20 protein-coding genes and 1 tRNA gene are annotated in these 26,290 nt (G+C 61.6%); 7 read left to right on the plus strand and 14 right to left on the minus strand.

Features of this window, described 5'->3' with window-relative positions:
* Nucleotides 1-8: 8 nt before the first annotated feature.
* On the plus strand, nt 9-1,643 hold the full coding sequence (gene aceF / locus KI612_RS17990) for a dihydrolipoyllysine-residue acetyltransferase (RefSeq protein WP_226441428.1): 1,635 nt from the start codon (nt 9-11) through the stop codon (nt 1,641-1,643).
* A gap of 14 nt (nt 1,644-1,657) precedes the next feature.
* Nucleotides 1,658-3,436 carry a dihydrolipoyl dehydrogenase gene (gene lpdA / locus KI612_RS17995; RefSeq protein WP_226441429.1) on the plus strand — a complete coding sequence of 593 codons (1,779 nt, stop codon included), beginning with the start codon at nt 1,658-1,660 and terminating at the stop codon, nt 3,434-3,436.
* 65 nt (nt 3,437-3,501) lie between these two features.
* Here lpdA and KI612_RS18000 read toward each other — a convergent pair whose 3' ends face one another.
* Complete coding sequence (locus KI612_RS18000) at nt 3,502-4,194, minus strand: isochorismatase family cysteine hydrolase (RefSeq protein ID WP_226441430.1); 693 nt, start codon at nt 4,192-4,194, stop codon at nt 3,502-3,504.
* 196 nt (nt 4,195-4,390) lie between these two features.
* Between KI612_RS18000 and KI612_RS18005 the strand changes: the two genes are divergently transcribed.
* The 3 genes from KI612_RS18005 to KI612_RS18015 all read left to right on the plus strand — a co-directional run bounded on the left by KI612_RS18005 (nt 4,391) and on the right by KI612_RS18015 (nt 6,990).
* Entirely contained in the window at nt 4,391-5,683 is a 1,293-nt protein-coding gene (locus tag KI612_RS18005) for a cytochrome-c peroxidase (protein WP_226441431.1), read from the plus strand.
* Nucleotides 5,684-5,775: 92 nt separating this feature from the next.
* Nucleotides 5,776-6,447, plus strand: a complete 672-nt coding sequence (locus KI612_RS18010; protein ID WP_226441432.1) for a Crp/Fnr family transcriptional regulator — start codon at nt 5,776-5,778, stop codon at nt 6,445-6,447.
* 51 nt (nt 6,448-6,498) lie between these two features.
* A complete protein-coding gene (locus tag KI612_RS18015; protein ID WP_226441433.1) occupies nt 6,499-6,990 on the plus strand; it encodes a thioesterase family protein in 492 nt (163 codons plus the stop codon).
* Here the strand turns inward: KI612_RS18015 and ppk2 are convergent.
* Both ppk2 and KI612_RS18025 read right to left on the minus strand, forming a co-directional pair.
* The gene (ppk2, locus tag KI612_RS18020) at nt 6,987-8,111 is read right to left on the minus strand and encodes a polyphosphate kinase 2 (protein ID WP_226441434.1); all 1,125 of its coding nucleotides are present in this window, start codon (nt 8,109-8,111) and stop codon (nt 6,987-6,989) included. The two genes, KI612_RS18015 and ppk2, sit on opposite strands and share 4 nt — an antisense overlap.
* Before the next feature lie 60 nt (nt 8,112-8,171).
* A complete protein-coding gene (locus tag KI612_RS18025; RefSeq protein WP_226441435.1) occupies nt 8,172-8,627 on the minus strand; it encodes a SixA phosphatase family protein in 456 nt (151 codons plus the stop codon).
* Between the two features lie 314 nt (nt 8,628-8,941).
* On the opposite strand from KI612_RS18025, the gene KI612_RS18030 reads away from it, so the two are divergent.
* Entirely contained in the window at nt 8,942-9,901 is a 960-nt protein-coding gene (locus KI612_RS18030; protein ID WP_226441436.1) for a TerC family protein, read from the plus strand.
* On the opposite strand, the gene KI612_RS18035 is transcribed toward KI612_RS18030, so the two are convergent.
* Together KI612_RS18035 and KI612_RS18040 are read right to left on the minus strand one after the other, a co-directional pair.
* Nucleotides 9,898-12,246 (minus strand): fatty acid cis/trans isomerase, encoded by a 2,349-nt coding sequence (locus KI612_RS18035; protein WP_226441437.1) that lies wholly within the window; start codon nt 12,244-12,246, stop codon nt 9,898-9,900. The genes KI612_RS18030 and KI612_RS18035 overlap by 4 nt on opposite strands.
* 95 nt (nt 12,247-12,341) lie before the next feature.
* Nucleotides 12,342-16,880, minus strand: coding sequence for an EAL domain-containing protein (locus KI612_RS18040; protein WP_226441438.1), 4,539 nt, complete (start codon nt 16,878-16,880; stop codon nt 12,342-12,344).
* 335 nt (nt 16,881-17,215) lie between these two features.
* Here KI612_RS18040 and KI612_RS18045 point away from each other — a divergent pair, with 335 nt between their 5' ends.
* Nucleotides 17,216-18,343: a methyl-accepting chemotaxis protein gene (locus KI612_RS18045; protein ID WP_226441439.1), complete on the plus strand. Its 1,128-nt coding sequence runs from the start codon at nt 17,216-17,218 to the stop codon at nt 18,341-18,343.
* Nucleotides 18,344-18,392: 49 nt separating this feature from the next.
* On the opposite strand, the gene KI612_RS18050 is transcribed toward KI612_RS18045, so the two are convergent.
* The 9 genes from KI612_RS18050 to groL all read right to left on the minus strand — a co-directional run bounded on the left by KI612_RS18050 (nt 18,393) and on the right by groL (nt 26,284).
* Nucleotides 18,393-18,575 carry a hypothetical protein gene (locus KI612_RS18050; RefSeq protein WP_226441440.1) on the minus strand — a complete coding sequence of 61 codons (183 nt, stop codon included), beginning with the start codon at nt 18,573-18,575 and terminating at the stop codon, nt 18,393-18,395.
* A 32-nt stretch (nt 18,576-18,607) separates the two neighbouring features.
* Nucleotides 18,608-19,384: a class I SAM-dependent methyltransferase gene (locus KI612_RS18055; RefSeq protein WP_226441441.1), complete on the minus strand. Its 777-nt coding sequence runs from the start codon at nt 19,382-19,384 to the stop codon at nt 18,608-18,610.
* 58 nt (nt 19,385-19,442) lie between these two features.
* Nucleotides 19,443-19,625, minus strand: coding sequence for a hypothetical protein (locus KI612_RS18060; protein WP_226441442.1), 183 nt, complete (start codon nt 19,623-19,625; stop codon nt 19,443-19,445).
* A gap of 145 nt (nt 19,626-19,770) precedes the next feature.
* A tRNA-Phe gene (locus tag KI612_RS18065) sits at nt 19,771-19,846 on the minus strand.
* 98 nt (nt 19,847-19,944) lie between these two features.
* Nucleotides 19,945-21,432 carry a sensor histidine kinase gene (locus KI612_RS18070; RefSeq protein WP_226441443.1) on the minus strand — a complete coding sequence of 496 codons (1,488 nt, stop codon included), beginning with the start codon at nt 21,430-21,432 and terminating at the stop codon, nt 19,945-19,947.
* The gene (locus tag KI612_RS18075; protein ID WP_226441444.1) at nt 21,433-22,104 is read right to left on the minus strand and encodes a response regulator transcription factor; all 672 of its coding nucleotides are present in this window, start codon (nt 22,102-22,104) and stop codon (nt 21,433-21,435) included.
* 326 nt (nt 22,105-22,430) lie between these two features.
* Nucleotides 22,431-24,116 carry a cation acetate symporter gene (locus tag KI612_RS18080; protein WP_264180751.1) on the minus strand — a complete coding sequence of 562 codons (1,686 nt, stop codon included), beginning with the start codon at nt 24,114-24,116 and terminating at the stop codon, nt 22,431-22,433.
* Entirely contained in the window at nt 24,113-24,430 is a 318-nt protein-coding gene (locus KI612_RS18085) for a DUF485 domain-containing protein (RefSeq protein ID WP_226441445.1), read from the minus strand. Before KI612_RS18085 ends, KI612_RS18080 begins: the two co-directional genes overlap by 4 nt.
* Nucleotides 24,431-24,631: 201 nt before the next feature.
* Nucleotides 24,632-26,284, minus strand: a complete 1,653-nt coding sequence (groL, locus tag KI612_RS18090; RefSeq protein WP_226441446.1) for a chaperonin GroEL — start codon at nt 26,282-26,284, stop codon at nt 24,632-24,634.
* Between the last annotated feature and the right edge of the window lie 6 nt (nt 26,285-26,290).

Here is a 26,290-nt window from a genome sequence, read left to right on the forward strand (position 1 = left end):
GAGACGACATGAGCCAAATCATTGAAGTCAAAGTCCCGGACATCGGCGATTTCGACGAAGTCCCGGTTATCGAACTGTTTGTGAAGGTCGGCGACACGATCAAGGTCGACGACGCCATCGTCACGCTTGAATCCGACAAGGCCACGATGGACGTGCCCTCGACGGTAGCCGGCGTGGTCACCGAGGTTCTCGTCCAGCTCGGCGCCAAGGTTGCCGAAGGCGCCCTGCTGATCAAGGTTGAAACCGGTGGCGCCGCTGCCGTCGCCGCCCCGGCCGCTGCAGCTCCCGCTCCGGCCGCAGCGCCGGCGCCGGTTGCCGCACCGGTGGCAGCCGCCCCCGCGGCCGGCGGTGGCGTGGTCGAAGTCAAGGTGCCGGACATCGGCGACTTTGACGAAGTCCCGGTCATCGACCTGTTCGTCAAGGTTGGCGACAACATCAAGGTCGACGACGCGATCGCCACGCTCGAATCCGACAAGGCAACCATGGACGTGCCGTCCACCGTTGCCGGCGTCGTCAAGGAAGTGCTCGTCCAGCTCGGTTCCAAGGTCGGCGAAGGCACGGTCCTGATCAAGGTTGAAACCGGTGCCTCGGCCCCGGTCGCCGCAGTGCAGGCCGCTGCTCCGGCTCCTGCTGCTGCAGCCCCGGCAGCTGCGCCGGTCGCCGCTCCGGCTGCCGCCGCACCCGCCGCGCTTGCCCCGGCCCTGCCGCTCGGCGCCAAGGTACATGCCTCGCCCTCGGTCCGTGCCTATGCCCGCGAACTCGGTGTCGATCTGTCCAAGGTTCCGGCCACCGGTCCGAAAGGCCGCATCGTCAAGGAAGACCTGACCAAGTACGTCAAGGGCGTCATGTCCGGTGCCATTTCCGGCCCTGTGGCAGCGTCGACCGGTGGCGTCACCGGCGGTGGCGTGCTCGATCTGCTGCCCTGGCCAAAGGTCGATTTCGCCAAGTTCGGCGAGATCGAAGTCAAGCCGCTGTCGCGCATCAAGAAGATTTCCGGCCAGAACCTGTCGCGCAACTGGGTCATGATCCCGGCCGTCACGTATCACGAAGATGCCGACATCACCGATATCGAAGCCTTCCGCGTGCTGCTCAACAAGGAAAACGAAAAGGGTGGCGGAGCCAAGCTCACGATGCTCGCTTTCCTCATGAAGGCTTGCGTCAAGGGCCTGCAGAAGTTCCCGGAATTCAATTCCTCGCTCGACGGCGACAACCTGGTGCTGAAGAAGTACTTCAACATCGGTTTCGCAGCCGACACCCCGAACGGCCTGGTCGTGCCGGTGGTCAAGAACGTCGACAAGAAGTCGGTCTTCGAACTGGCGCAGGAATCCGGCGATCTGGCCAAACAGGCACGTGACGGCAAGCTCAAGCCGGCCGACATGTCCGGTGCCTGCTTCACGATTTCCAGCCTGGGCGGCATCGGCGGCACCTACTTTGCACCTATCGTCAATGCACCGGAAGTCGCAATCCTCGGCGTCAACAAGTCGGCGATGAAGCCGGTCTGGGACGGCAAGCAATTCGTGCCGCGCCTTGTCCTGCCGCTGTCGCTGACCGCCGACCATCGCGTCATCGACGGTGCGCTGGCGACCCGCTTCAATGTCTATATCGCCCAGTTGCTGGCCGACTTCCGTCGCGTCGCGCTGTAAGGGGGGAGAACACCATGAGCAATCTGGTAGAAGTCAAAGTCCCCGACATCGGCGATTTCGCCGAAGTGCCGGTCATCGACCTGTTTGTGAAGGTCGGCGATACGATCAAGGTCGACGACGCCATTGTCACCCTCGAATCCGACAAGGCCACGATGGATGTGCCCTCGACGGTCGACGGCGTGGTCAAGGAAGTTTTGGTCCAGCTCGGTTCCAAGGTTGCCGAAGGCGCCCTGCTGATCAAGGTCGAAACCGGTGCTGCTGCGGCGGCTCCCGCCCCGCAAGCCGCCGCGCCGGCGGCTGCTCCTGCAGCTGCGCCGGTCGCGGCGCCGGTCGCCGGCAGCCATGCCGGCGGTGCCGATCTCGAGTGCGAAATGCTCGTTCTCGGCGCCGGTCCCGGCGGCTACTCGGCCGCCTTCCGCTCGGCCGACCTCGGTATGAAGACCATCATCGTCGAGCGTTACGCAACGCTCGGCGGCGTCTGCCTCAATGTTGGCTGCATCCCGTCCAAGGCCCTGCTGCACGTTGCCGCGGTGATCGAGGAAGCCGAACATGCCAATGACCTCGGCGTCACCTTTGCCGCCCCGACAGTCGACATCGACAAGCTGCGCGCCCACAAGGACAAGGTCGTCGGCAAGCTGACCGGCGGTCTGGCCGGCATGGCCAAGGGCCGCAAGGTCGACATCGTGCGCGGTTTCGGCACCTTCCTCGACCCGCACCACATCGAGGTCGAAGTCACCGACGGCACGGGGCAAGACAAGACCGGCGCCAGGAAGGTCATCAAGTTCCAGAAGTGCATCATCGCTGCCGGCTCGGCGGCCGTGCATCTGCCCTTCATCCCGAAGGATCCGCGCATTGTCGATTCGACCGGCGCGCTCGAACTGCGCTTCGTGCCGAAGAAGATGCTGGTCATCGGCGGCGGCATCATCGGTCTGGAAATGGCCACCGTCTACTCGACGCTGGGCGCCAAGGTCGATGTCGTCGAAATGCTCGACGTGCTGATGCAGGGCCCGGACCGCGATGCGGTCAAGGTCTGGGAAAAGCAGAACACGCACCGCTTCGACAAGATCATGCTGAAGACCAAGACGGTTGCGGTCGATGCCAAGGAAGACGGCCTGTGGGTCAAGTTCGAAGGTGAAGGCGCGCCGAATGTCGACGCCACCCGCTACGACATGATCCTGCAAGCCGCCGGCCGCGCGCCGAACGGCAAGAAGATCGGTGCCGAGAATGCCGGCGTCGCGGTCACCGACCGCGGCTTCATCAACGTCGATGCCCAGATGCGCACCAACGTGCCGCACATCTTCGCGATCGGCGACATCGTCGGCAATCCGATGCTGGCGCACAAGGCGGTGCATGAGGCGCACGTCGCGGCGGAAGTCGCGGCCGGGCACAAGGCTGCCCTCGACGCGCAGGTCATCCCCGGCGTTGCCTACACCCATCCAGAAGTGGCATGGGTCGGCTACACCGAAGACCAGGCCAAGAAGGAAGGCCGCAAGGTCGAAGCCGCAAAGTTCCCGTGGGCAGCCTCCGGCCGCGCCATCGCCAACGGCGCCGAGTACGGCTTCACCAAGCTGATCTTCGATGCCGAAACGCATCGCGTGATCGGCGGCGCCATCGTCGGCCCGAACGCCGGCGACATGATCGGCGAAGTCTGCCTGGCCATCGAAATGGGCTGCGATGCAGTCGATATCGGCAAGACCATCCACCCGCACCCGACGCTGGGCGAAACGGTCGGCATGGCGGCCGAAGTCGCGCACGGCTCCTGTACCGACGTGCCGGCACCGCGCAAAAAGTAAAACCCGGCGCCACCGCCGGGTCCAAAAAAGGCGACGGATTCCGTCGCCTTTTTCACGTTCACCGCTCAGCGAGCCAGCGCTGCCAGCGCCTCGGCCGTGGTCCACACGCCGCTCGCGATCATGCCGTAATTGACCAGCGCCGCCTGGTAGGCCGCGTCGCCTGGCGCAGCGACGGCATCCTTGACGACATAGACCTTGAAACCGTTCTCCATCAGCGTGCGCATGTGCGAATCAACGCACAGGTTGGCAACCATGCCGCCGAGGATCACGGTATCGATGCCGCGACTGCGCAACTGGTAGATCAGGTCGTTGCTCTCCGGCCCGTACATCTTGTGCGGCGCGGCAATCACCGTCTTGCCGTCGTCGATGTAGGGCTTGTAGGGCGCGTAGAAATCCGCCCCCGCACTGCCGGCACGCAAGGCCTGCATGTCGAGCAGTTGGCGCTGCAGTGTGCCGGCCTGCGTCCAGTCACTATCGCTTTTGCCGAAAACCAGCGGGTCGACCGCCAGGAGCACTTTCTTCTCCTTGGCGGTACGCATCAACGCCGCGAGGTTGTCGATGGTGCCGAGCGCCTTCAGGTTGTCGGCGAGCAGGCCGTACAACTTGCCGTCCTCGCGCAGGAAATCGTTTTGCGGATCGGTGATGAGCACGGCGGTGCGTGCCCGGTCAAGCGGCGCCAGGCCGCCGCCGGCTTCGGCCGGCAGGGCGCAGAACAGGATGGGCAGGGCGAAGGCGAAGCCGAACAAGCGATTTTTCATGATGCGGACCTTTCCTTGATACGGTTGAAATGGGCGGCCGGAACGCCCGGCCGTGCGGCGCATCCTGCCCGGCCGCCCGGGACCGGTCTGTAGCAAGGGTTACACAAGGCGGATCGGCGCCCAGCGTGACTTTTGCTACATATCCGGCGCCAGCCGGCGGCTATCGTTCGCTCCATTCCTTCTCGTGGAGCACGACATGAACAGCGAACTCACCGACCTGCTCGCCATCGGCATCCCGGCCACCGGACTCGGCATAGCCGCCCTCGCCCTGATGATCCACCAGGAGCTCGGCCCCTTCGCCAGCCTCGACCGCGCCGGCAAGTGGCTGCTCAGCGCCGCCTTCGGCATGGGGTTGCTCGCCTTCGGACTGAAGATGGCGGTCGCCGTCGCCATCGAAGGCAACCCCGGCCATCTCGCCGCGCCGCACCTGCCTTTCCCTCTGTTGCCGCAGGCGGCAACCGCAGCAGAAGGCGTCGAGTTCGCCAACCCGGCACCGCCGCGAAGCGCGCGCCATGTGTGGGCGGCCTTGCCCGAGGTCGCACCGGCCCCGGCCGACAACCCGACCACGCCGGCCCGGGTGGCGCTCGGTCGACGCCTGTTTTTCGAGAAAAAACTGTCCGGCGACGGCAGCCTGGCCTGCGCTTCCTGCCACGACCTGTTCGCCTCCGCCGGCGCCGACGGCCGGCCGACGGCCAAGGGGATCGCCGGGCAAGTCGGCATGCGCAACACGCCGACCGTCTGGAATGCCGCCTTCCAATCCGTGCTGTTCTGGGACGGCCGCGCCGCCTCGCTCGAAGAGCAGGCCATGGGCCCCATCCTCAACCCGCTCGAAATGGGCCTCGCCTCGCCGGCCGAGGCGGAACGGCGGCTCAATGCCGATGCCGCCTACCGCGCCGAATTCCAGGCCGCTTTCGGCGACGCGGCGCCGATCAGCTTCGTGCGCATTGCCCAGGCCATCGCCGCTTTCGAACGCACCCTGATCACGCCCGACAGCCCCTACGACCGCTTCGTGCGCGGCGAGACCGGGGCGCTGACGCGCGCCCAGCTGCGCGGCATGGCGCTGTTCGAAACGGTCGGCTGCGTACTCTGCCACCGCGGCCCCAATTTCAGTGACGCCAGCCTGCTCGGCGGCGAGAACGCGCGCCGCGTCTTTCCCGCCAATGCCACACCCTACGAAACCAAGTACGGACTGCTCGTCAATGGCGAACGCGCTGCCTGGCGCGTCGCCTCGCTGCGCAACGTGGCGCTGACCGGCCCTTGGCTGCACAACGGTTCCGTCGACTCGCTGCCCGAGGTGGTGCGCATCATGGCCGGCGCCCAGCTCGGGCGCTCGGCCGGCCTGACCACCTGGCTGGACGAAAAACGCGTGCTCGGCAAGGTCGACCGCTCGCCACTCGGCGAGCGGGAAATCGCCGACCTCGTCGCCTTTCTCGAGGCCCTGAGCAGCGACTCCCTGCGCGCCCGCATGTCGGCAGAAAAATCAGGATGAATGCATGCGACCGGCCCGGCGGAGCTAGAATTCCCCTCCTCTATCCGCCGCCTGCCGGAACGTCGGCGGTCGACGCGGCCCGGGAGGGGAAAATGCCGACACTGGAAGACTACAAGCCGTTCTGCCAACTGAGCGCCGCCGGCAAGGTGCGCCTGCGCGAAGCCCAGGTCAGCCACCATTGCGCCTCGGCGACACCGCTGCTGGTCAAGGGACAGCGCGTCTCGGGTGCCTACTTCGTGCTCGAAGGCCGCTTGCGCGTCTTTTCCCTGGCCCCGAACGGCAACGAGGCAACGCTGTATTGCATCGAACCGGGCGAAACCTGCGTCTTCGCGCTAAACAGCCTGTTCAACGACCTGCTTTACCCGGCCTGGGTGCAGGCCGTCGACGCCACCACCATCGCGCTGCTGCCCGGCCCGCTCTTCCACCACCTGTTCGCCGGTGAAGCGGTGATCCGCGACCTCACGGTGCGCACGTTGTCCACGCTGGTTTTCCGCCTCATGGCCGAACTCGAGGAAGTGCATTCCTACAAGCTCAACCAGCGCCTGGCCAACCTGCTGCTGGTCCACGCCTCGGGCAACGGCGAATTACGCATGACGCAGCAGCAGATGGCCTGCCATCTCGGCACCAGCCGCGAGGTCGTCGCCCGCCTGATCGGCGAACTGGTCGGCGCCGGCCTCATCGAGACCGGGCGCGGGCGCAGCCTGATCCGCGATGCACGCGGTCTGGCGGCACTGATCAACGGTACGGCCGGCAACGCGGGTTAAACTTGCGCCTGACGGGAACCCGTCGCCCCCCATCCCTGTCTGTAGAAAACGATGACCGCCCACCCCGCCCTGCCCCGCCGCTCACCCGAAGAACAAGCCCGCCTCGAAACCTCGTTGCGCGATGTCTTCGAACACAAGCTCTGCTTCAACGAACTGCTCGGTTTCAAAGTCGAATCGCTGGATCCGGAAGCGCCGCAAATCAGCTTTGCCATGCGCAAGGACCTGATCGGCCACTTCCTGCATGGTCGCCTGCACGGCGGCGTGATCGCCACGGTCCTCGATACCGTTGGCGGTCTGGCCGCCACGGTGGCGATTGCCGAAAAATTCAACGACGAGAGTACCGAACAGGTTGCCCATCGTTTTGGACGCATCGGCACCATCGACCTGCGTACCGATTTCCTGCGCCAGGGCATAGGCAAAAAATTTACGGCCACCGGCCGGGTAACCCGTCTCGGTGGCCGTCTGGCCTCGGTGCAGATGACGCTGGAAAACGAAGCCGGCCTCTTGATCGCAACCGGCTGCGCTTCCTACGTGATCAGTTAAAGGATAGGCACGCCCTGCTGCTCGCCACGCTCGAAAACGACGTTGGCGCGGCCGACGATCAGCGGATCGAGATTGCCGATGCGGTCGGTATCCTTGTTGGTGTAGGGCAGCTTGTGCAGCACGTAACGCATGGCATTGAGGCGTGCGCGCTTCTTGCAGTTCGACTTGATCACCGTCCACGGCGCATCGGCGGTATCGGTATGGAAGAACATCGCCTCCTTGGCCTTGGTGTAATCGTCCCACTTGTCGAGTGAGGCCATGTCGATCGGCGACAGCTTCCACTGCTTGAGCGGATGCACCTTGCGCTCGCCGAAACGGCGACGCTGCTCTTCCTGGCTGACCGAGAACCAGAACTTGATCAGATGCGTGCCGTTACGCGCCAGCATGCGCTCGAATTCCGGCGCCTGACGCACGAACTCGCTGTATTCCTGATCGGTACAGAAACCCATGACCCGCTCGACGCCGGAGCGGTTGTACCAGGAACGGTCGAACAGCACGATTTCGCCGCTGGTCGGCAGGTGCTGCACGTAGCGCTGGAAATACCACTGGCCGCGCTCCATCTCGCTCGGTTTTTCCAGGGCGACCACGCGTGCGCCGCGCGGATTCAGGTGTTCCATGAAACGCTTGATGGTGCCGCCCTTGCCGGCCGCATCGCGGCCTTCGAAGAGGATGACGACCTTCTGCCCGGTTTCCTTGACCCAGGCCTGCAGCTTGAGGAGCTCAACCTGCAGGCGGTATTTCTGCCGCTCGTAGTTGCGGCGCTGCATCAGGTTCTTGTACGGGTAGCCGCCTTCGCGCCAGTCCTTGACCAGTTCCTCATCCGGGCTGACCGGCAGCTGTTCGTTGCGCAGGCCTTGCTGCTTGAGCAGGTCGCGCAACAGGGCGACCTTTTCGTCGGCGGGCATGCCGGCGATGACATCGCGCATGGCGCCCAATTTCGACTCCTGGGCAGCGTCGACCGCTGCGTGCACGGTAAATCCTTCAATTCCTTCCGGCGTCAGTACCGGGGGAATATCTCCGCTGGCGACGGAACGCTGACGCGGCTTGCGAACCGCTGTCTTTTTCGGGGTGGCAGCAGATGCTGCCGGCGGGGTTGCCGTTGTCTTTTTTGTTGAAACCATACCCTCTTCTCCAAGCGTTGAAGCGAAAGGGCTTATTTCACGCCTAAGCGGCGCGCTTGTCTAGTCCAGCAATTCGGCTGGAATGACCGCGCGCAGCACGGTTTGCGTTTCGCCGCGACGGACGCGGTTGCTCAGCCACCACAAGGCGCCCTTCTTGATCGTCCATTCCGACTCATGGCCGGCGAGCAACAGCGACGCCATGCGCCCCAGGGATGGCTGGTGACCGACGATGAGTACCGAACCATTGGCATTCGGCCAGCCGGAAGCAGCAATCAGTTCCGAAACGCAGGCGTCGGGACCGATCTTGCGATGCGTTTCGAAAGGCAGCTTGAGCGCCTCGGCAGTCTGCTGCGTGCGGATCGCCGGGCTGACGATGATGCGCATATCCTTGAGCTGACGCTTATGCAGCCAGGCCGCCATGCTGTGTGCCTGCTTTTCGCCACGCTCGGTCAGACGCCGCTTGAGGTCATCCTCGCCGTCTTCGGCTTCGGCATGGCGCCACAACAAGAGATCCATCGTTCAGCCCCTTTTTGGAAAGTGCATTATCATGAGGTACGCATGTTACGACAATATTGCAACATCATGAACTGCGCACTTGAATTGAATAGTTGACAGACGTAGTCAACTTTATTAGAGTTCGTTCATCCCAAGGGGGAGTAGCTCACTTCCGGCCTGTCGTCATCACGAAGCGCAAGCTTCCGGCAACCGGGCAGCGCACCACGCTGCGAGCAAGACCTTTGCCGCGACGGCGAGGCTCCTTTGGCATTCCACGGCCCCTGCCCATCCGGCACGGGCCGTTTGTTTTGTGGAATGCGCAAAAGGAAATTGATATGGAAACCATAGGCAGTACCGGTTTGTGGCTCGCCTTCACGGGCATCGTCCTCGTCATGCTGGCGATCGACCTCTTCGTGGTCGGCGGCGGCAAGGAACACCGCGTCAGCTTCAAGGAGGCCGCCGTCTGGTCGGTGATCTGGATCAGCATCACGCTGGCCTTCGCCGGCGGTCTGTGGTGGTACCTCGACGGCAGTCTGGGACGCGAAATCGCCAACACCAAGACACTGGAGTTCATCACCGGCTACCTGATCGAAAAGGCGCTGGCGGTCGATAACGTCTTCATCTGGCTGATGCTCTTCTCCTTCTTCGCCGTACCGCTGGAATTGCAGAAGCGCGTGCTGCTCTACGGCGTGCTCGGCGCCATCGTCATGCGCACCGGCATGATCTTCGCCGGCGCCTGGCTGATCACGCAGTTCCACTGGATACTTTATGTCTTCGGCGGCTTCCTGCTGCTCACCGGCATCAAGATGTACTGGTTCGCCGACGAACAGCCCGACCTCGAGAACAATCGCCTGATCAACTGGCTGCGCCGCCACATGAACATCAGTTCGAGCTTTGACGGTCAACGCTTCTTCACGCGGCAAAATGGGGTCCGCTACGCGACGCCGCTCTTCCTTGCCCTGGTGCTCGTCGAACTGTCCGACCTGATTTTCGCCGTCGATTCGATCCCGGCCATTTTCGCGATCACCACCGACCCGTTCATCGTGCTGACCTCGAACATCTTCGCCATCCTCGGCCTGCGTGCCATGTACTTCCTGCTCGCCGGCGTCGCCGACCGTTTCTCGCTGCTCAAGTACGGTCTCGCCGTGGTCCTCATGTTCATCGGCGTCAAGATGCTGCTGCTCGACATCTACACGATCCCGGTCGGCTTCTCGCTCGCCGTCGTCGCCACCATCATCGGTGCCTCGGTATGGGCTTCCCTGCGCAAGGAAGCCCGCGAGCGGAAGAACGGCTAACGGTTCTCGAAGCGGCTGTAGTCAAGAATGGCCGCATCCTGCGGTGCGATCCGGCGCCATTCGGCGTGGATCGCATCGCTCAGCGGCCAGAAGCGGCGGTCAGTGCGGCGCACGCCGAAACGGTCGGTGAGGGCGATCAGGTCGTCCTCACTGCCCAGGCGGACGACGGCATCGGTGAAATTGGCCAATTCTGCGACGTCGACCGTATAGAAGGCATTGGGGTAGGCGCCGACGACCCCGTTGAGCGCCAGCAGCGTGTCCTCCTGCGGCAGACGGCGGGCCGACTCGCCAAACAGCTCGGCAACATTGCTGTGCGCACTGTTGCGCACCAGCGACACCAGACGCAGCCTGCCGTCCGGATAGCGGATGCTGAGCAGGCTGTTTTCCGGCAAGACCGACGCCGGAATACCGCGCACCTGATTGAGCCGCTGGAATTGCGCCACTTCCCGCCCCGACCAGCCATTTGCCGACCAGTCCAGGCTGCGTTCGCGCACCGGCTCGACCCTTGCCTGCAATTCGGCATAGAGCTCGCTCAGATGATCCTGGCTGCGATAATGCATGCCGCTCTCTTTCGGGAAAAATGCCGCGGCATCGGCAAACTGGCGGATATGCGGCTCGCTGCGACCGCGATACCAGTGATCGAGTACCGCCTGCCTATCCTTGAGCGGCAGCAGCGTCAGGAAATTCTGCTCGCCTTCCATGCGCAGGAAGTCCATGTAGAGGCGGGTCGCCACCTGGTGACCAAGATTGCCGTAAACATCGAAGCCGGCGACCAGCAGGTAATGCATGCGCTCGAACAGCGGATAACCAAGCAGCAGGGTCGTCTGCGGCCGCTCGCCAACCAGGCCGCGCAGCACCGAGGCACTGTCGAAATGGCGGAACACGGTCAAGGCTGCATTCGGATTCTGGCCATCGCCATTCCACAACTTGTCCGGTGCCGGCAGGTAGTCCCGGCTGGCAAATTTGGCGAGCACCGAGCTCTTCGCTTCCAGATACTTGTTTTCCAGCCTGGCATACTGGCGCCAGGTGAGCGGTCCGATCGACCCCTCGCGCTCGGCAGGCAGGCGCAGGTTCGGCATTGCCGCATCCAGCATGGCATTCATCAACCGGGTTTCCTTGCTGTCCGGCGCAACGAAAACCACCCAGAAATGATCGTTGATGACGTTAAGCGCCACCTGACCGCGACAAACCGGGCCTTTCATGAAGCCCATCAACGTGAATTGGGCATCATCAAGCATGAAGCGGTAGCGGGCATCGACCGGCAGCGCCCGGAAAGTCACGAAAGGATTCGCCGCCACCTCCGGCGCATAGCCGGGCAGATCGCCGACCGGATAGTCCGCCGCCAGGAACCAGCCGCGCAGACGCTCCATGCGTGCCGCATCAAGCTTCAGCGGCATGTGCTTCTTGGCGACAGAACTCGCCTCCATGCGCTGCAAACGGTAGTAAACCCGCTCGACACCGGGGTCGTCATACGGTCGACGCGTGGCAATCAGGTCAATTGGCTGACCGGCCGGCGTCCGGCTGCGCACCAGTTCGAAAAACTGCCGGGGCATTTCGTCAAAGTACAGGTGCCCGATATACCAGTGCTCGTAGATATAGCGGGCCATCAGCTGTTCCTTCAGGCTGTCGCCATTCAGGAAGCGTTCCCAGTCGGCCAGCCGGCGCTGGACATTGGCCGGCAGAGCGGCCGGCAGTTGATAGGGGGCACCGGCCTCCAGCCAGCGGCTCAGCGTCTGATGCTCGGTAGCACTCAGCGGCGGCAGACCGAAGGGCATGCCGCGTGCCGGATGGCGCAAGGCATAGTCGTCGAGTCCCTCGGCCCGGACACACATCTGGGCGCGATCCAGCGAAAAATCGAAATCTTCATCCGGCAAGGGACCGCTCGCCGGCCCCGGATTGAGGCGCTTCATTTCCAGCAGGCGATGCAGCACGCCCCCCACCCGGTTGGCCTCCGGTGTCGAGACGCGCTCGTTGAGCACCGGGAAGAAACCCATCTGCCGCCATTGCACGGTGGTCGCCGCATCAATGCCGAGGCGGGTCGGCGGATCGGCCAGCAGGCGGATCGCAGAGTAGACGACGTCAGTATTGGCGCCGCGCGTCAGCCCGGCATAACTGCTCAGGTTGAGCTGGCAAGGCGCATCGTAGCAGGCATGGCAACTGACGCAGCGCTGGTCGAGAATCGGCCGCACCTCTTTCCAGTAATCCGGCGCCGCCGCGTTGGCAAGGACAGGAAAGCGATCGAAACGCGCCGGGTTGGGCAGGCCGAAACGGTCGTCGAGGCGCAGGGAAACGACCGTGGCACAGGCCGCCAGGAAGAGAAACAGCAGGGGGGCAAACTTGCGCATGACTGGACTGAGAAAAAATGGCCCACCGGCATGGCAAGGCCCTGATTTAAAAAAGCCCGCGAGGAATCAGTAATGCCGGGATCCCTCTCGCCACCTCAACGGGCACAGTAACTGCGAACCAACTCCTCGGCTGAGAGCGGGGTTGCGAACAAATAGCCCTGACCGATGTTGCAGCCCAGATCGCGCAGTACATCCAGCTGCTCCTGCGTCTCTATACCCTCGGCCACCACCGAGAAGCCGAGGGTTTGCGACATCGCCAGAATGGTCTGGGCGATGGCCCGGTCGTCGAGATTCTGGGCAATATCGGCAACGAAGGACTTGTCGATTTTCAGCTCGTCGAGCGCGAAACGGCGCAGGTAGGCAAGCGAGGAATACCCCGTGCCGAAGTCGTCGATACTGAGCTGGACGCCCAGGGTCTTCAACTCGCGCAGCATTTGCTGCACCCGGTCGACGTTGTCGAGCAGGGCACTTTCGGTCAGCTCGACGACGAGCCGGGTTGCATCGAGGCGGTAATGGCTGAGCAGGCGACGCATCAGCACCGGCAAGTTGGTACGCCGCAACTGCTCGGCCGAAACATTGATCGAAATGCGGGGCACGTGATGTCCCTGGGCAATCCACAGCGCCATCTGGCGACAGGCGGTCGCCGCCACCCATTCGCCCACCTGGTCGATCAGACCGTTCTTCTCGGCCAGCGGGATGAACTTCATCGGAGCAATCAGGCCGTCTTCCGGATGCTGCCAGCGCACCAGTGCTTCGACACCAATCAGGCGTCCGGTCGCAATGTCGATCTGCGGCTGATAAAGCAGGAACAGCTCGTTTTTCTCGACGGCGTGACGCAGGCCGGTTTCGATCTTGAGACGTTCCTCGGCCGCACGACGTAACTCGTCGGTAAAGAAATGGTGCGTGCTCTTGCCGCCATCCTTGGCCTGGTACATCGCGCTGTCGGCGTTCTTGAGCAGGGTTTCGGCATCCTGCCCATCATCCGGGAAAATGCAGATGCCGATGCTGGCACTCGGATAAACGCTCTGCCGACCGATCAGGTAAGGCCGCTGCATGGCTTCGGCAATCCGCCGCGCCGTCATTTCGGCGTCCTCGACGGAAGCATCCTCAAGCAGCAGTGCGAACTCATCACCACCGAAGCGGGCCACCGTATCCGATCCGCGCACGCATTCACGCATGCGCCGGGCGATTTCCATGAGCAGCTCGTCACCGGCAGCATGCCCCATCGAGTCGTTGACCACCTTGAAATTGTCGAGATCGATGAACAGCACCGCGAACGTTGCTTCAGAGCGCGCCGTGCGCGCCACGGCCTGACGTGCCCGGTCGAGGAACAGGGCACGATTGGGCAGCGAGGTCAGTTCGTCATGCGTGGCCAGGAACTCGACCCGGCGCTGCGACTCCTTGACGATGGTGATATCGCTGAAGATGCCGACATAGTTGACGACCTTCCCTGCCGTATCCTTGACCGAATTGATGGTCAGCCACTCGGGATAGATTTCGCCGTTCTTGCGCCGATTCCAGATTTCGCCCTGCCACCAGCCCTGGGTTTGCAGATGCGACCACATGTCGAGATAGAAATCCTCGTTATGCCGGCCGGAGGCGAGCACGCTCGGGCTCTTGCCGATGACTTCCTCGGCGGAGAACCCGGTGACATTGGTAAACGCTTCGTTCACGGTGAGAATGGTCTGGCGCGAATCGGTCACGACGATCCCCTCGCCGGCCCGGTCAAAGACACGGGCGGCAAGCCGCAACTGGTCCTCGGCGTGCTTGTGTTCGGTGACGTCGATCGACTGGGTACAGATGCTGTACACCACCCCGTCTTCGGTCAACAGCGGAAAACGGATCGAATTCAGGTAACGGTCGCTCTGCGCCGCAAAAACGAGATGGTCCTCGAATTCGACCGCGGCGCGCTGCCGGACAACTTCCAGCTCCTTGGCACGGAAATCGTCCGCCAGCTTGCGTGGAATGACCTTGGCATCGGTCTTGCCAATGACCTTGTCGGCCTCGATGTCGAAAAAGGTTTCGAACTTGCGGTTAACGAATTCGTAGCGACCGGACAGATCCTTCAGCGTGATGATGGAGGTCGAATTGTTCATGATCGCCAACAGCATCTCGCGATTCTTGCGCACCTCCCGCTCGGCGGCCAGGCGTTCCGTATGGTCAAGCATGACGACGATCGCACCGCGATTGCCGCGCACCTTGGTCTCGTACGGCGAGACATGGATCAGGTAATGCCGTTCGCTGGAGAAAATCGGCGCCTCAACCGGCCGGTTGGTCTCGATCGCCTGCCGCACCACGGGGAGAAAATCCTGCATGCCGGGCGGCAGGCGCAGCAAGGCCATCGGTTGCTTGATCGACGCCGCGGAAAGCGAGAAAAGCGCAGCGGCCGGACTGTTGAAGCGCGACAACCCGAGATCCTCGTTACAGACCAGGATGGGAAAGCCGACGCTGTTCTGGATATTTTCCAGATCATTCAGCGTATCCGCCAGTTCGCCCGTGCGAACCTGCAACTCCTCGTTAACCGTGGTCAGCTCTTCATTGGTCGACTGCAGCTCTTCGTTGGCAGCTTCCAGTTCCTCGTTCGACGACTGCAGCTCCTCGTTGGCGGCAACCACTTCTTCGTTGAGCGCCTGCATTTCCTCGTTCGAGGTTTCCAGTTCCTCGATCACCGTCTGCAAACGCTCACGGGTAGACATCAGCTCGTCTTCGAGGTCGCGAACATTGCGCCCGTCCTCGGCAGTTCCCCGCAGACCGGACTCCGGCTCAACCACCTCCACCGGCGGCAACGGCTCGAAACAAACCAGATAGAACGGGCTGACCACGCCCCGCTCCAGCGGATGCACGACCAGTCGCACATCCCGCGGCCCTTCCAGGGTCTTGATACTGTGCCGGCGGCCACAGGCCGACTCATGCTTGTGCTCGGCCTGGTGTTGCAGAAGCTGCAGGTCGGCCCGCATTTCACGGCGCAGCAGATGCTGCAGGTTGAAATTGGGTTTGCCCGGCAAAACCGTCAGATAGGCGCTGACATCCCCATGCATTTGCAGGATGTCGAAAGTCGCATTGACCAGTACCGAAGCCGGCACATAACGGCGGATCGCCGCATCGAGGAGACGACGCTCGGCATCCGGCGGCGTTGCCACCACCGTACGGTCGACATTGTCAGGCAGGCGAAAAGACGGGACCGTCAGGCGTGACTCGCCCGCCCGACGGCGATAGATGCGCGCCGATTTGTCGATGACTTCGTACAGTGACTCCTGCTGGAAAATCCCTTCCGACTTGCCGAGGAAGAGGAGTCCGCCAGGATTGAGGCCGTAATGGAAAGTGGCCAGCACTTTTGCCTGCGGCTCGTTCTGCAGGTAAATCAGCAGATTGCGGCAGCTGACCAGGTCGAGGCGCAAAAACGGTGGATCCTGGATGATGTCCTGACGCGCCACAACCACCATGTCACGCAAATGACGGGCGACTTCCAGGCGATTGCCGACCTTCTGGAAATAACGCACGACCAGACCGGGCTCGAGATCGGCCAGGGCGCTTTCGGCGTACGAGCCCTTGCGCGCGATGGCCAGCGCGTTGAGATCGATATCCGTGGCAAAGATCTGGATGCGGTACTGGGCTGCAGTCGGCCCCAGCGCTTCGGCAATCAGGATGGCGATGGTGTAGGCCTCTTCACCGGTTGCACAGCCCGGCACCCAGACCCGGATTTCATCCCCCGGCAGCTTGTTCAACAGCATTGTTCGCACCAGCGTGCGCAAGGCCAAGAACGACTCCGGGTCGCGGAAGAAAGCAGTGACCGAGATCAGGATATCCTTGCCCAGATGCTCCAGCTCTTCCGGATTGGACTCGACCAGAGTCAGATAGTCGGTCAGATTGGTCACATGCTTGGCCGCCATGCGCCGCTCGATCCGGCGCCATAGCGTGCCTTCCTTGTAGCCGGAAAAATCAATGCGCGTCTGCTGCTTGACCTTCATCAGCAACTTCTTCAACGCTGTCGCCGCCACCGGCGGCTTGGTGGCCACCGTCACCGTGCCATGCGAGCGGGCAATGATGGCAATTTCGGCAGCAATGCCATCCGGCGGCAACACCCAATCAACGCAGCCGGTATCGATCGCCGACTGCGGCATGCCGGCATACTTGGCGCTCTGCGGATCCTGGGCAAAGGTATAACCGCCGGCAGCCTTGACATCGCGCAGACCGGCGGCGCCGTCACTGCCCGTGCCGGAGAGGATGACGCCGATCGCATCCTCGATTTTTTCGGCGGCCAGGGAGGTCAGGAATACATTGACCGAGGGCCGCGGCATCGCCTCACGCGGACCTTCGATCAGCACGAAGCAACCATCCTTGAGAATCACGTTGCGACTGGCTGGCGCCACATAAATCGTGTCCGGCTCAGGCTGCCCGCCATGCTCGACTTCCCGTACCGCCATCGCGGTTTCGCGCCCCAGCAGTTGCACCATCATGCTGCGGTGGGTCGGCGAAAGGTGTTGCAGCACGACGTAGGAAATACCCAGATCCGTCGGCAAGGCAGCAATCAGGGCCGAAAGCGCCTCCAGCCCGCCGGCAGAGGCACCGATGCCGACCAGATAGGGGCGGAGGGGAATGGCAGATTGTGCTGCAACATTGTCAGGAACTGCCAATGCCGCTTTGCGGCGGGAAGGACGAGCATTCGCAGCAACCGGCTGCTTTTCCTTACTGTTTGTTTTCGCAGTCATAAAACGACATTTGTCCTGATCGGCAACATGGGGAGCTACTACGCTTTTTTTGCCGCGAAACTATAGCTTATTCCTTATTGACATGAAGGATTTGGGTAGCAAAAACCCCTGCCTGTCACAATTGAGCAGGGCAAGGCGAGCCGCCCTATCGCCGCAAAATGGCGAAAATGCCCATTGAATCAAACACCCCAGGAGATAATGGAAGGCTGACCAGATGGGTCATTTTGAAAATTCAAAATATAAAATCAGGAGATGGATCAATGTTCTGGAACAGCTCAGGCAAACAGGAGGCCCTGCACAGGGAGCTTGCCGAAACCCAAAGCCGCGAGCGGGCACTGCGCGATGAACTAGCCAGCCTGCAGCTCAAGCTCGACAGCAATGCGCAAGCCGCAGCGAGCAAGGAACGCGAATGCGAGATCCTGCGCTCGATTTTGCGCAACCTGGCCTCCTTCAGCGAAACGCTCTCCGGATCGCAAAACAGCCTGGGGCAAATGGCCCACCAGCTCAGTGAAGAAAAGGCGCAAGCCGTGGAAGCGGCAGAGGTTTCCATCAGCAGCGGCCAGACAACCACTGAAATTGCGGCCAACCTGCATCAACTGGCGAGAGACTCCGCGGTCAGCGCCAACGAAGTTGATGCACTCGCCCGCGAAGCCAGCGAAATCAGCGCCATTGTCCAGCTGATCCATGAAATTGCCGACCAGACCAACCTGTTGGCGCTCAATGCAGCTATCGAGGCTGCCCGTGCCGGTGAAGCCGGACGTGGCTTTGCAGTTGTCGCCGATGAAGTGAGAAAGCTGGCTGAGCGCACCTCGAAGGCAACCAAGGATATTGACGGCCTGGTGACCAGCATCCGGCAAAACTCCAACTCCGCCAAGAACGCCATGGAATCGCTATCAAAGGCCGCCGAAAACTTCAGCGAACGCGGCAATCAGGCAACGGAAGACATGCAGCGCCTGATGGGACTATCCCGCCAGATGGAAGAGGTCATTGCCGGCAGCGCCCTGAAGAGTTTTATCGAACTGGCGAAGGTCGACCATCTGGTCTTCAAGTTCCGCATCTATATCGGCTTGTTCGGCCTGGAAAATATCGCACCGAGCTCGGTTGCATCGCACAAGACCTGCCGCCTTGGCAAATGGTATTACGAGGGCGAGGGACATGACTGCTTCAGCAAGCTCCCCGGCTATCGCGAAATCGAAGCACCTCACGTCGATGTCCACAAATTCGGCATCGCCGCCCTCGAGGCAAAAGGCTGCGGCGAAATGGACGCCATGCTGCGGCACGTCGAAGCGATGGAAAGCGCCAGCCTGCGCGTTGTAGACAACCTGCAACTGATGGCGGAAAAGGCCACCGGCGAACATGCACTGGGCTGCCATCACCAGGGCAGCTAAGTACCAGAAAAAACGGCAGCCGACCCAGGTTGCCGTTTTTTCATCCGGCTCATGTGGAACAAAATGCGAGCGCAAGCATTGCCGGATCATCAAGCAAATTCAGCAGGGCATAGGCGGCAAGGCGATTGATCGCCGACCACGCAAATTCAGACAGTTGCTGCAAGCTCCCGGCCACAGGATCACCTTCCCCTGGCTGGCGACGGATGAGAACAACAGGGAGTCCGGCGAACATCCCGGCAAGGTCCGGACATCGTCAGCATCCGCTCACACCCGAACCTTCAATGCCTTCTTGGCATAAATATCTAAGCGGCTGGATTTGCCTTCGAGAACATGGCTCGGAGCTCGTCCCGCCACGCCCGGCGCCTTGCGCGGTCGCTTGACGACAACCCGGTGCGTCGCCAGATCCAGCGCGGCAGCCAGGAGTTGCGGCGCATCATCGTCATCCCCCACCAAGGGCCGGAAGAGACGCATCTCCTTCTTCACCAGGGCACTCTTGTCGCGATGCGGGAACATCGGGTCAAGATAAATGACTTGCGGCGGATCACCCTGCCATGCCGTCATCAAATCGATCGCATTACCCTTTTGCAGGTGCATGCGCTGCACGATAGGACCAACCTCGGCATCGGATAAAGCGCGCGTCAGCCCGTCGGCAAGCAAGGCAGCAATCAGAGGATGACGCTCGATCAGCACGACATCACACCCAAGCTGGGCCAGCACGAAAGCATCGCGCCCCAGACCAGCCGTGGCGTCGAGAATTGCCGGCCGGATACCGGACTGGATACCGACCGCCTTGGCTATCATCTGGCCAGCACCTCCGCCTTGCTGGCGACGATGTGCCATTGCCCCCTCGAGAAAATCGACACGGACCGGGCCCGCCGCATCCGCACCAAGTTCCTGCAGTTGCAAACCGGCATCGCCCAGCTGCAGGGCGAAATCAGCGACGCCGCCAAGCGGCAAGCGCAGTTCATCGGCCAATGCAGCAACCGCGTCAGAGAACTCCGGCGCCAGTGCCTCGATACGAATGCTTGCCTTGATATTCATGTCGTGCGTCAGTCAATGTGCAACCACCCCGGCCAACCTGCACCGGGCAGTTTTCCGGCTAGGGCGTGCCACTGCCTTCCGGCACACTCGTCGCAGCCACGGGAAGCTCGTCGTGCACCACGGCTTCACCGGCATTGGCCCCGACATTACCCGCCAGCTTCTGACGACGCTTTTCTTCCTGCTTGTTCTTCTTGGCGAGATCTCTCTGGCGCTTTTCGAACTGGTAGTTGGGTTTGGCCAAGATGCATCCTCTATTCGCCGATCGGCGGCTGGAACAACAAGCAGTCAGCACCGGCGAAATGCCGGGCATATGAACTACGGATCCGCAATGCAAAACGCCAACCGCTTGGGGTTGGCGTTTTTCCCTGAGTTACCAGGAAGTATTCTGGTGGCCAATCGCGGAATCGAACCACGGACACGCGGATTTTCAATCCGCTGCTCTACCAACTGAGCTAATTGGCCAAAAGGAGGGCGCATTATAGCGATGCGAGTCGCCTCTGGCAAGAGAAAAGCGCAATTTTCCGGACTCCGGATACAAAATTGATTACCTTGCGTTCCCCCTAGGTACCGATCGGAGGCGACTGACGATAGAGTTCGGAATAGTCATCCGGCTCCGGTGGCGGAGGTGGTGGCGGCTGCCAGGCGGCAAATAGGACATGGGCCACGGCCCCACGACCACGCGGATTCGGCCGCAAGCTGGCGCGCGAGCCGTGCTGCATGGCGATCTCCTGAACAATGGCCAAACCGAGACCACTGCCCTCCGTCGTCGCATCATCAACGCGGTAGAAGCGCTCGAATACCAGTTCGGCCTGCTCCTCGCTGATACCGACACCATCATCTTCAACCTCGAGCAGAACGGTCGCCTGATTGGCCAGTATCCGGCAGGTAACATGCCCTCCGGACGGCGTATAGCGCAGGGCATTGTCGACCAGGTTCTTGGCCAGTTCGCGCAACAGGAATGCGTTGCCGACGATCATCGCCTCACCGTCCGCCTCGTAGCCGAGATCAATCCCCTTCTCGATGGCCTGCATCACCCAGTCTTCGACCACCTCCCTGACCAACAGGGCGAGATCGAGCGGCTCATGCTTTTGTTGTGCCGGCTCGCCACCCTCGGTGCGCGCCAGCGTCAGCAACTGGTTGACCAGACGCCCGGCCCGATCGACGCCGGTGGCAATCTGGCGCAGGGCGTGGCGCAATGCCGCCGGATCGGTTTCGCGCATCGCGAACTGGGCCTGCGTCTTGAGGCCGGTCAATGGCGTCCGCATCTGATGCGCTGCATCAGCCACGAAGCGCTGCTGCGCCTCGACGTTTTTCTTCATGCGTTCAAGCATCGCGTTGAAGGCTTCAACCAGTGGCTCCAGCTCCTCCGGCACCCGCCGCGTCGCAATCGGCGAAAGATCCGCCGGCTCGCGTGTCTCGATCATCTGGCGCAACCGGGTCAATGGCCGCAAGCCGCGCGACAGGCCGAACCAGACCAGCATGACGGCGAGCGGAATGATGATGAATTGCGGCAGGATCACGCTGGCCACGATCTTGTTGGCAAGCTGCGTGCGTTTTTCGGTGGTTTCGGCCACTTCGACCACAATCCAGCGCCCGCGCGGCAGCTGAGCGTCGGCCAGATAGGTGTAGGCCATACGCAGATCCTGGCCGTTGTACTCGGCATCACGCAGATAGATTTCGCCGGAGAATGGCGAGTCGTCTGCAATTTCCAGCGTCGGCATCGGCAACTCCTTGTCGCCGGCGAGCAGCTTTCCATCCTGCGTCACGACATGAAAATAGACACTGTCGGTCTCGTCCGCCCGCAACAGCGCACGCGCCGATGCCGGCAGGGTCAGTACCGGCTTGCCACCAACCAGCTTGACCTGGCGGGCAATCGCCGCGACGTGCTCACGCAAGGCCTGATCGTAGGGGAAATTGGCGACGTTGTTGGCGAAGTAATGCGTGAAGGCGATGCTGAGCGGCCAGACAAAAAGCAGCGGCGCCAGCATCCAGTCAAGGATTTCGCCAAAAAGGGAGCGCTCGGTTTCGCTGCCGGAAAGATTGCTCAATTACTCACCCTGTGGCCGCTCGAGGCAATAGCCCAGACCGCGCACGGTCGCAATCTTGACGCCACCTGCCTCCAGCTTCTTGCGCAGGCGATGCACATACACCTCGATGGCATTGTGACTGACTTCCTCCCCCCAGCCGCACAGGTGATCGACCAGTTGATCCTTGCTGACCAGACGTCCCATGCGCGTCAGGAGAACCTCCAGCAAACCGATTTCGCGTGCTGACAGGTCCAGCGAGTGTCCCTGGATCTGCGCCACCCGCCCCACCTGGTCATAGGTCAGCAGGCCGCACTGAATGGTCGGCGTGGTACCGGCCGAACGCCGGGTCAGAGCCCGCACACGCGCCTCCAGCTCGACCAGCTCGAAGGGCTTGACCATGTAGTCATCCGCCCCCAGATCGAGCCCTTTGACACGGTCACCCGTACCATCAAGCGCGGTCAGGATCAGCACCGGCACCTGCGAATTGCGCGAGCGCAGACGCTTGAGGACTTCCAGGCCCGGCAGCTTGGGCAGGCCGAGATCAAGGATCAGCAAATCGTAGGAAACCGTCATCAAGGCTGCATCAGCCTCCAGGCCATTGGGTGCCCAGTCGACGGCGTAGCCGCCCTGGCGCAGGGAGCGCACCAGACCGTCGGCAATGATGGTGTCGTCTTCAGCGATAAGAATGCGCATTTGTTCGTTGCCTGTACTCGCGTAAGATTTTTGTAAGCCTGCTGCATTATTCTGCGCGGGCTGTTCTCCTTTTATGGTCTCGGAGCCTGCGGTTCAACCGCAGCTCAGGGGGTGGCCCGATCCTGCACTGGGTAACCCCCTACCGTTTTTTTCCCCTAAAAAGCCTGACAAGTCTAACAAATAAACTGCACTGCAATTTCCGCAGTGCACAAGCACGTCCACTGTATTTTCACCCCAGGCGGTCGACTGCCTTTTTATTGCCAAAATCAGGACGAAAAAAAGCCCGGGTCGAAACCCGGGCTTTTTGCTGACAGCGAGCTGTCGGCTTAGTGACCGCCGGAGGTGGATGCACCCAGGCCGGTTTCCGAACGGATCAGCTGATCCGGGAACAGGGCACGTTCCTTCTTGGCCTGCTCGGAGTTGTCCAGGATGGACACGAGCCAGATCGTGAAGAAAGCCAGGGTCATCGAGAAGATGGCCGGCGAAGAGTACGGGAACGGAGCCGAGCCCTTCGGGTTGTGCAGCACGGCTTCCCAGACGTTGGCCGACATCACGGTCAGGGCAACGGCGGCGAAGAGGCCGACGAAACCACCGATGGTAGCGCCCTTGGTCGTGCAGTTCTTCCACAGAACGGACATGAACAGAACCGGGAAGTTGGCAGAACAGGCGATGGCGAAAGCCAGCATCACCATGTAAGCCACGTTTTCCTTTTCGAACAGGATGCCGAGAACAACAGCCAGTGCGCCAAGGCAGATGGTGGTGATCTTGGAAACGCGCAGTTCGTCTTCGGAAGAAGCCTGGCCCTTCTTGAACACCGTAGCGTACAAGTCATGCGACACGGCAGAAGCACCGGACAGGGTCAGACCAGCCACCACAGCGAGGATGGTTGCGAAGGCCACGGCGGAGATGAAGCCGAGGAACAGGTCGCCACCAACAGCCTTGGACAGATGCACAGCAGCCATGTTGCCGCCGCCCTTCAGGCCCTTGGCGATTTCGCCGCCGACGTAGTAGTCAGCCGGGTTCTGCACCAGATTGACGATGGCGCCGAAGCCGATGATGAAGGTCAGGATGTAGAAGTAGCCGATCCAGGTGGTCGCCCAACCCACGGACTTGCGAGCTTCCTTGGCAGACGGCACCGTGAAGAAGCGCATCAGGATGTGCGGCAGACCAGCCGTACCGAACATCAGGGCCATACCGACCGAGATCGCGGAAATCGGATCCTTGATCAGGGCACCCGGCGACATGATGGCGTCGTGCTTGGAGTGAACTTCAACAGCCTTGGTGAACAGCGCTTCCGGGCTGAAACCGAACTGCAGCAGCACGGAGACGGCCATGAAGGTCGCACCGGTCAGGAGCATGACGGCCTTGATGATCTGCACCCAGGTCGTTGCGGTCATACCGCCGAACAGCACGTACATCATCATGATGATGCCGACCATGATCACGGCGTAGGTGTATTCCAGACCGAAGAGAACCTTGATCAGCTGACCGGCACCAACCATCTGCGCAATCATGTAGAAAGCGACGACGACCAGGGAGCCGGTAGCGGCAAAGGAACGAACCGGGGTCTGGGCGAAACGGTAGGCAGCCACGTCAGCGAACGTGAACTTGCCGAGGTTGCGCAGACGCTCAGCCATCAGGAAGGTGATGATCGGCCAGCCGACCAGCCAGCCGATCGAGAAGATCAGGCCGTCGAAGCCGTTGGCGAACACCAGACCGGAAATACCCAGGAAGGAAGCGGCAGACATGTAGTCGCCGGCAATTGCCAGGCCGTTCTGGAAGCCGGTGATACCACCGCCGGCCGTGTAGAAGTCAGCAGCCGTCTTGGTCTTGCCGGCGGCCCACTTGGTGATGTACAGGGTGAAACCGACGAAGGCGCCGAACATGGCGATCGCGGTCCAGTTGGTTGCCTGCTGGGTCGTCTGACCCAGATCGGCACCGGCAGCAGCGGCGGCGCCGGCTGCCAGCAGGGCGATCAGGCCGCCCAGGATGTGTTTGTAGTTGGCGTTCACTGACCGGCCTCCTTCAGAACTTGGGCGGCTTCGTCGTCGAATTCCGTATTGGCACGACGTACGTAGATGTTGGTGAGAACAATGGTGAAAATGATGACGCCCAGACCCATCGGGATGCCGATGGAAGTGGTGTAACCCTCGCCGATCTTCGTGGCCAGCCACTCCTTGTTGAAAGCGATCAACAGGATGTAGCCGTAGTACACGATCATCATGAGCGAAGTCATCATGAACGCGTAGGCGTTACGCTTGGCGATCAGCGACTTGAATTTCGGGTTGTCCCGAATCTGCGCATAGCTGCCGGTGTGCTGTGACATTGATTTGCTCCTCAGACTATATTGTTTATAGAGGCATTGCTGCGGAGCGTAATTTAGGCGGAGCGTCTTACAGCCAACTTACAGCGCGTAAGCGATTTCGAAATAGTTAATTTATTGCAGGTAGCATTAACAAGGCACCAGACAAAAAAAGCCCCGCGCAAGGCGGGGCTCTTCTCAAACGGTGAGGCCTGGACGGGGCAATTACATGCCCATGCCGCCCATACCACCCATGCCGCCCATACCGCCCATGTCAGGCATGCCGCCGGCCGGCTTGTCATCAGCCAGTTCAGCAACCATGCATTCGGTGGTCAGCATCAGGGCAGCCACGGAAGCGGCGTTCTGCAGTGCGGTGCGGGTGACCTTGGTCGGATCCAGCACGCCCATTTCAACCATGTCGCCGTACTCGCCGGTGGAAGCGTTGTAACCGTAGTTACCCTTGCCACGCTGCACCTTGTCGACCACAACCGACGGCTCGTCACCGGCATTGGCGACGATTTCGCGCAGCGGCTGTTCCATGGCGCGCAGCACGATCTTGATGCCGGCATCTTGATCGTGGTTGTCACCCTTGAGCTTGCCAACGGCAGCACGGGCGCGGATCAGGGCAACGCCGCCGCCGGCGACGATACCTTCTTCCACGGCAGCGCGGGTAGCGTGCAGGGCATCTTCAACACGAGCCTTCTTTTCCTTCATTTCGACTTCGGTCGCTGCACCAACCTTGATGACGGCAACGCCGCCAGCCAGCTTGGCAACACGTTCCTGCAGCTTTTCCTTGTCGTAATCGGAAGTGGCTTCTTCGATCTGGATACGGATCTGCTTGACGCGGGCTTCGATGGCAGCAGCTTCGCCGGCGCCGTCGATGATCGTGGTGTTTTCCTTGGCGACTTCGATGCGCTTGGCCTGGCCCAGATCCTTCAGGACAGCCTTTTCCAGCGTCAGGCCGGTTTCTTCGGCGATCACGGTACCGCCGGTCAGGATGGCGATATCTTCCAGCATGGCCTTGCGACGGTCACCAAAGCCCGGGGCCTTGACGGCAACGGTCTTCAGGATGCCACGGATGTTGTTGACGACCAGGGTAGCCAGGGCTTCGCCATCGACATCTTCAGCGATGATCAGCAGCGGACGGCCGGCCTTGGCGACTTGTTCCAGGATCGGCAGCAGGTCGCGGATGTTCGAGATCTTCTTGTCGAAAAGCAGGACGAACGGGTTTTCGAGCAGGGCTTGCTGCTTGTCACCGTTGTTGATGAAGTACGGCGACAGGTAGCCGCGGTCGAACTGCATGCCTTCGACGACGTCGAGTTCGTTGGCCAGGGACTTGCCGTCTTCAACGGTGATGACGCCTTCCTTGCCGACCTTTTCCATGGCATTGGCGATGATTTCGCCGATGTCAGCATCGGAGTTGGCGGAAATGGAACCGACCTGGGCGATTTCCTTGGTCGTCGTGCAGGGCTTGGAGAAAGCCTGCAGTTCGGCGATGGTGGCGACCACAGCCTTGTCGATACCGCGCTTCAGGTCCATCGGGTTCATGCCGGCGGCAACGTACTTCATGCCTTCGCGGACAATGGCCTGGGCCAGAACGGTTGCGGTCGTGGTGCCGTCACCGGCGATGTCGGAGGTCTTGGAAGCAACTTCCTTGACCATCTGGGCGCCCATGTTGGCGAACTTGTCTTTCAGTTCGATTTCCTTGGCGACGGAAACGCCGTCCTTGGTGACGGTCGGGCCGCCGAAGGAACGCTCGAGCACGACGTTGCGACCCTTCGGGCCGAGGGTAACCTTGACTGCATCAGCCAGGATGTTGATGCCTTCGACCATGCGGGCACGGGCGGAATCACCGAATTTGACTTCTTTAGCTGCCATTTATAG

The sequence above is a fragment of the Quatrionicoccus australiensis genome, from assembly GCF_020510525.1.
In the GTDB taxonomy this organism is placed as follows: domain Bacteria; phylum Pseudomonadota; class Gammaproteobacteria; order Burkholderiales; family Rhodocyclaceae; genus Azonexus; species Azonexus australiensis_B.

Bases quoted from the DNA above. Each gene is read 5' to 3' on its own strand.
- aceF (WP_226441428.1), top strand. From the start codon at position 9: ATGAGCCAAATCATTGAAGTCAAAGTCCCGGACATCGGCGATTTCGAC.
- lpdA (WP_226441429.1), top strand. From the start codon at position 1,658: ATGAGCAATCTGGTAGAAGTCAAAGTCCCCGACATCGGCGATTTCGCC.
- KI612_RS18000 (WP_226441430.1), bottom strand. From the start codon at position 4,194: ATGAAAAATCGCTTGTTCGGCTTCGCCTTCGCCCTGCCCATCCTGTTC.
- KI612_RS18005 (WP_226441431.1), top strand. From the start codon at position 4,391: ATGAACAGCGAACTCACCGACCTGCTCGCCATCGGCATCCCGGCCACC.
- KI612_RS18010 (WP_226441432.1), top strand. From the start codon at position 5,776: ATGCCGACACTGGAAGACTACAAGCCGTTCTGCCAACTGAGCGCCGCC.
- KI612_RS18015 (WP_226441433.1), top strand. From the start codon at position 6,499: ATGACCGCCCACCCCGCCCTGCCCCGCCGCTCACCCGAAGAACAAGCC.
- ppk2 (WP_226441434.1), bottom strand. From the start codon at position 8,111: ATGGTTTCAACAAAAAAGACAACGGCAACCCCGCCGGCAGCATCTGCT.
- KI612_RS18025 (WP_226441435.1), bottom strand. From the start codon at position 8,627: ATGGATCTCTTGTTGTGGCGCCATGCCGAAGCCGAAGACGGCGAGGAT.
- KI612_RS18030 (WP_226441436.1), top strand. From the start codon at position 8,942: ATGGAAACCATAGGCAGTACCGGTTTGTGGCTCGCCTTCACGGGCATC.
- KI612_RS18035 (WP_226441437.1), bottom strand. From the start codon at position 12,246: ATGCGCAAGTTTGCCCCCCTGCTGTTTCTCTTCCTGGCGGCCTGTGCC.
- KI612_RS18045 (WP_226441439.1), top strand. From the start codon at position 17,216: ATGTTCTGGAACAGCTCAGGCAAACAGGAGGCCCTGCACAGGGAGCTT.
- KI612_RS18050 (WP_226441440.1), bottom strand. From the start codon at position 18,575: ATGTTCGCCGGACTCCCTGTTGTTCTCATCCGTCGCCAGCCAGGGGAA.
- KI612_RS18055 (WP_226441441.1), bottom strand. From the start codon at position 19,384: ATGAATATCAAGGCAAGCATTCGTATCGAGGCACTGGCGCCGGAGTTC.
- KI612_RS18075 (WP_226441444.1), bottom strand. From the start codon at position 22,104: ATGCGCATTCTTATCGCTGAAGACGACACCATCATTGCCGACGGTCTG.
- KI612_RS18085 (WP_226441445.1), bottom strand. From the start codon at position 24,430: ATGTCACAGCACACCGGCAGCTATGCGCAGATTCGGGACAACCCGAAA.
- groL (WP_226441446.1), bottom strand. From the start codon at position 26,284: ATGGCAGCTAAAGAAGTCAAATTCGGTGATTCCGCCCGTGCCCGCATG.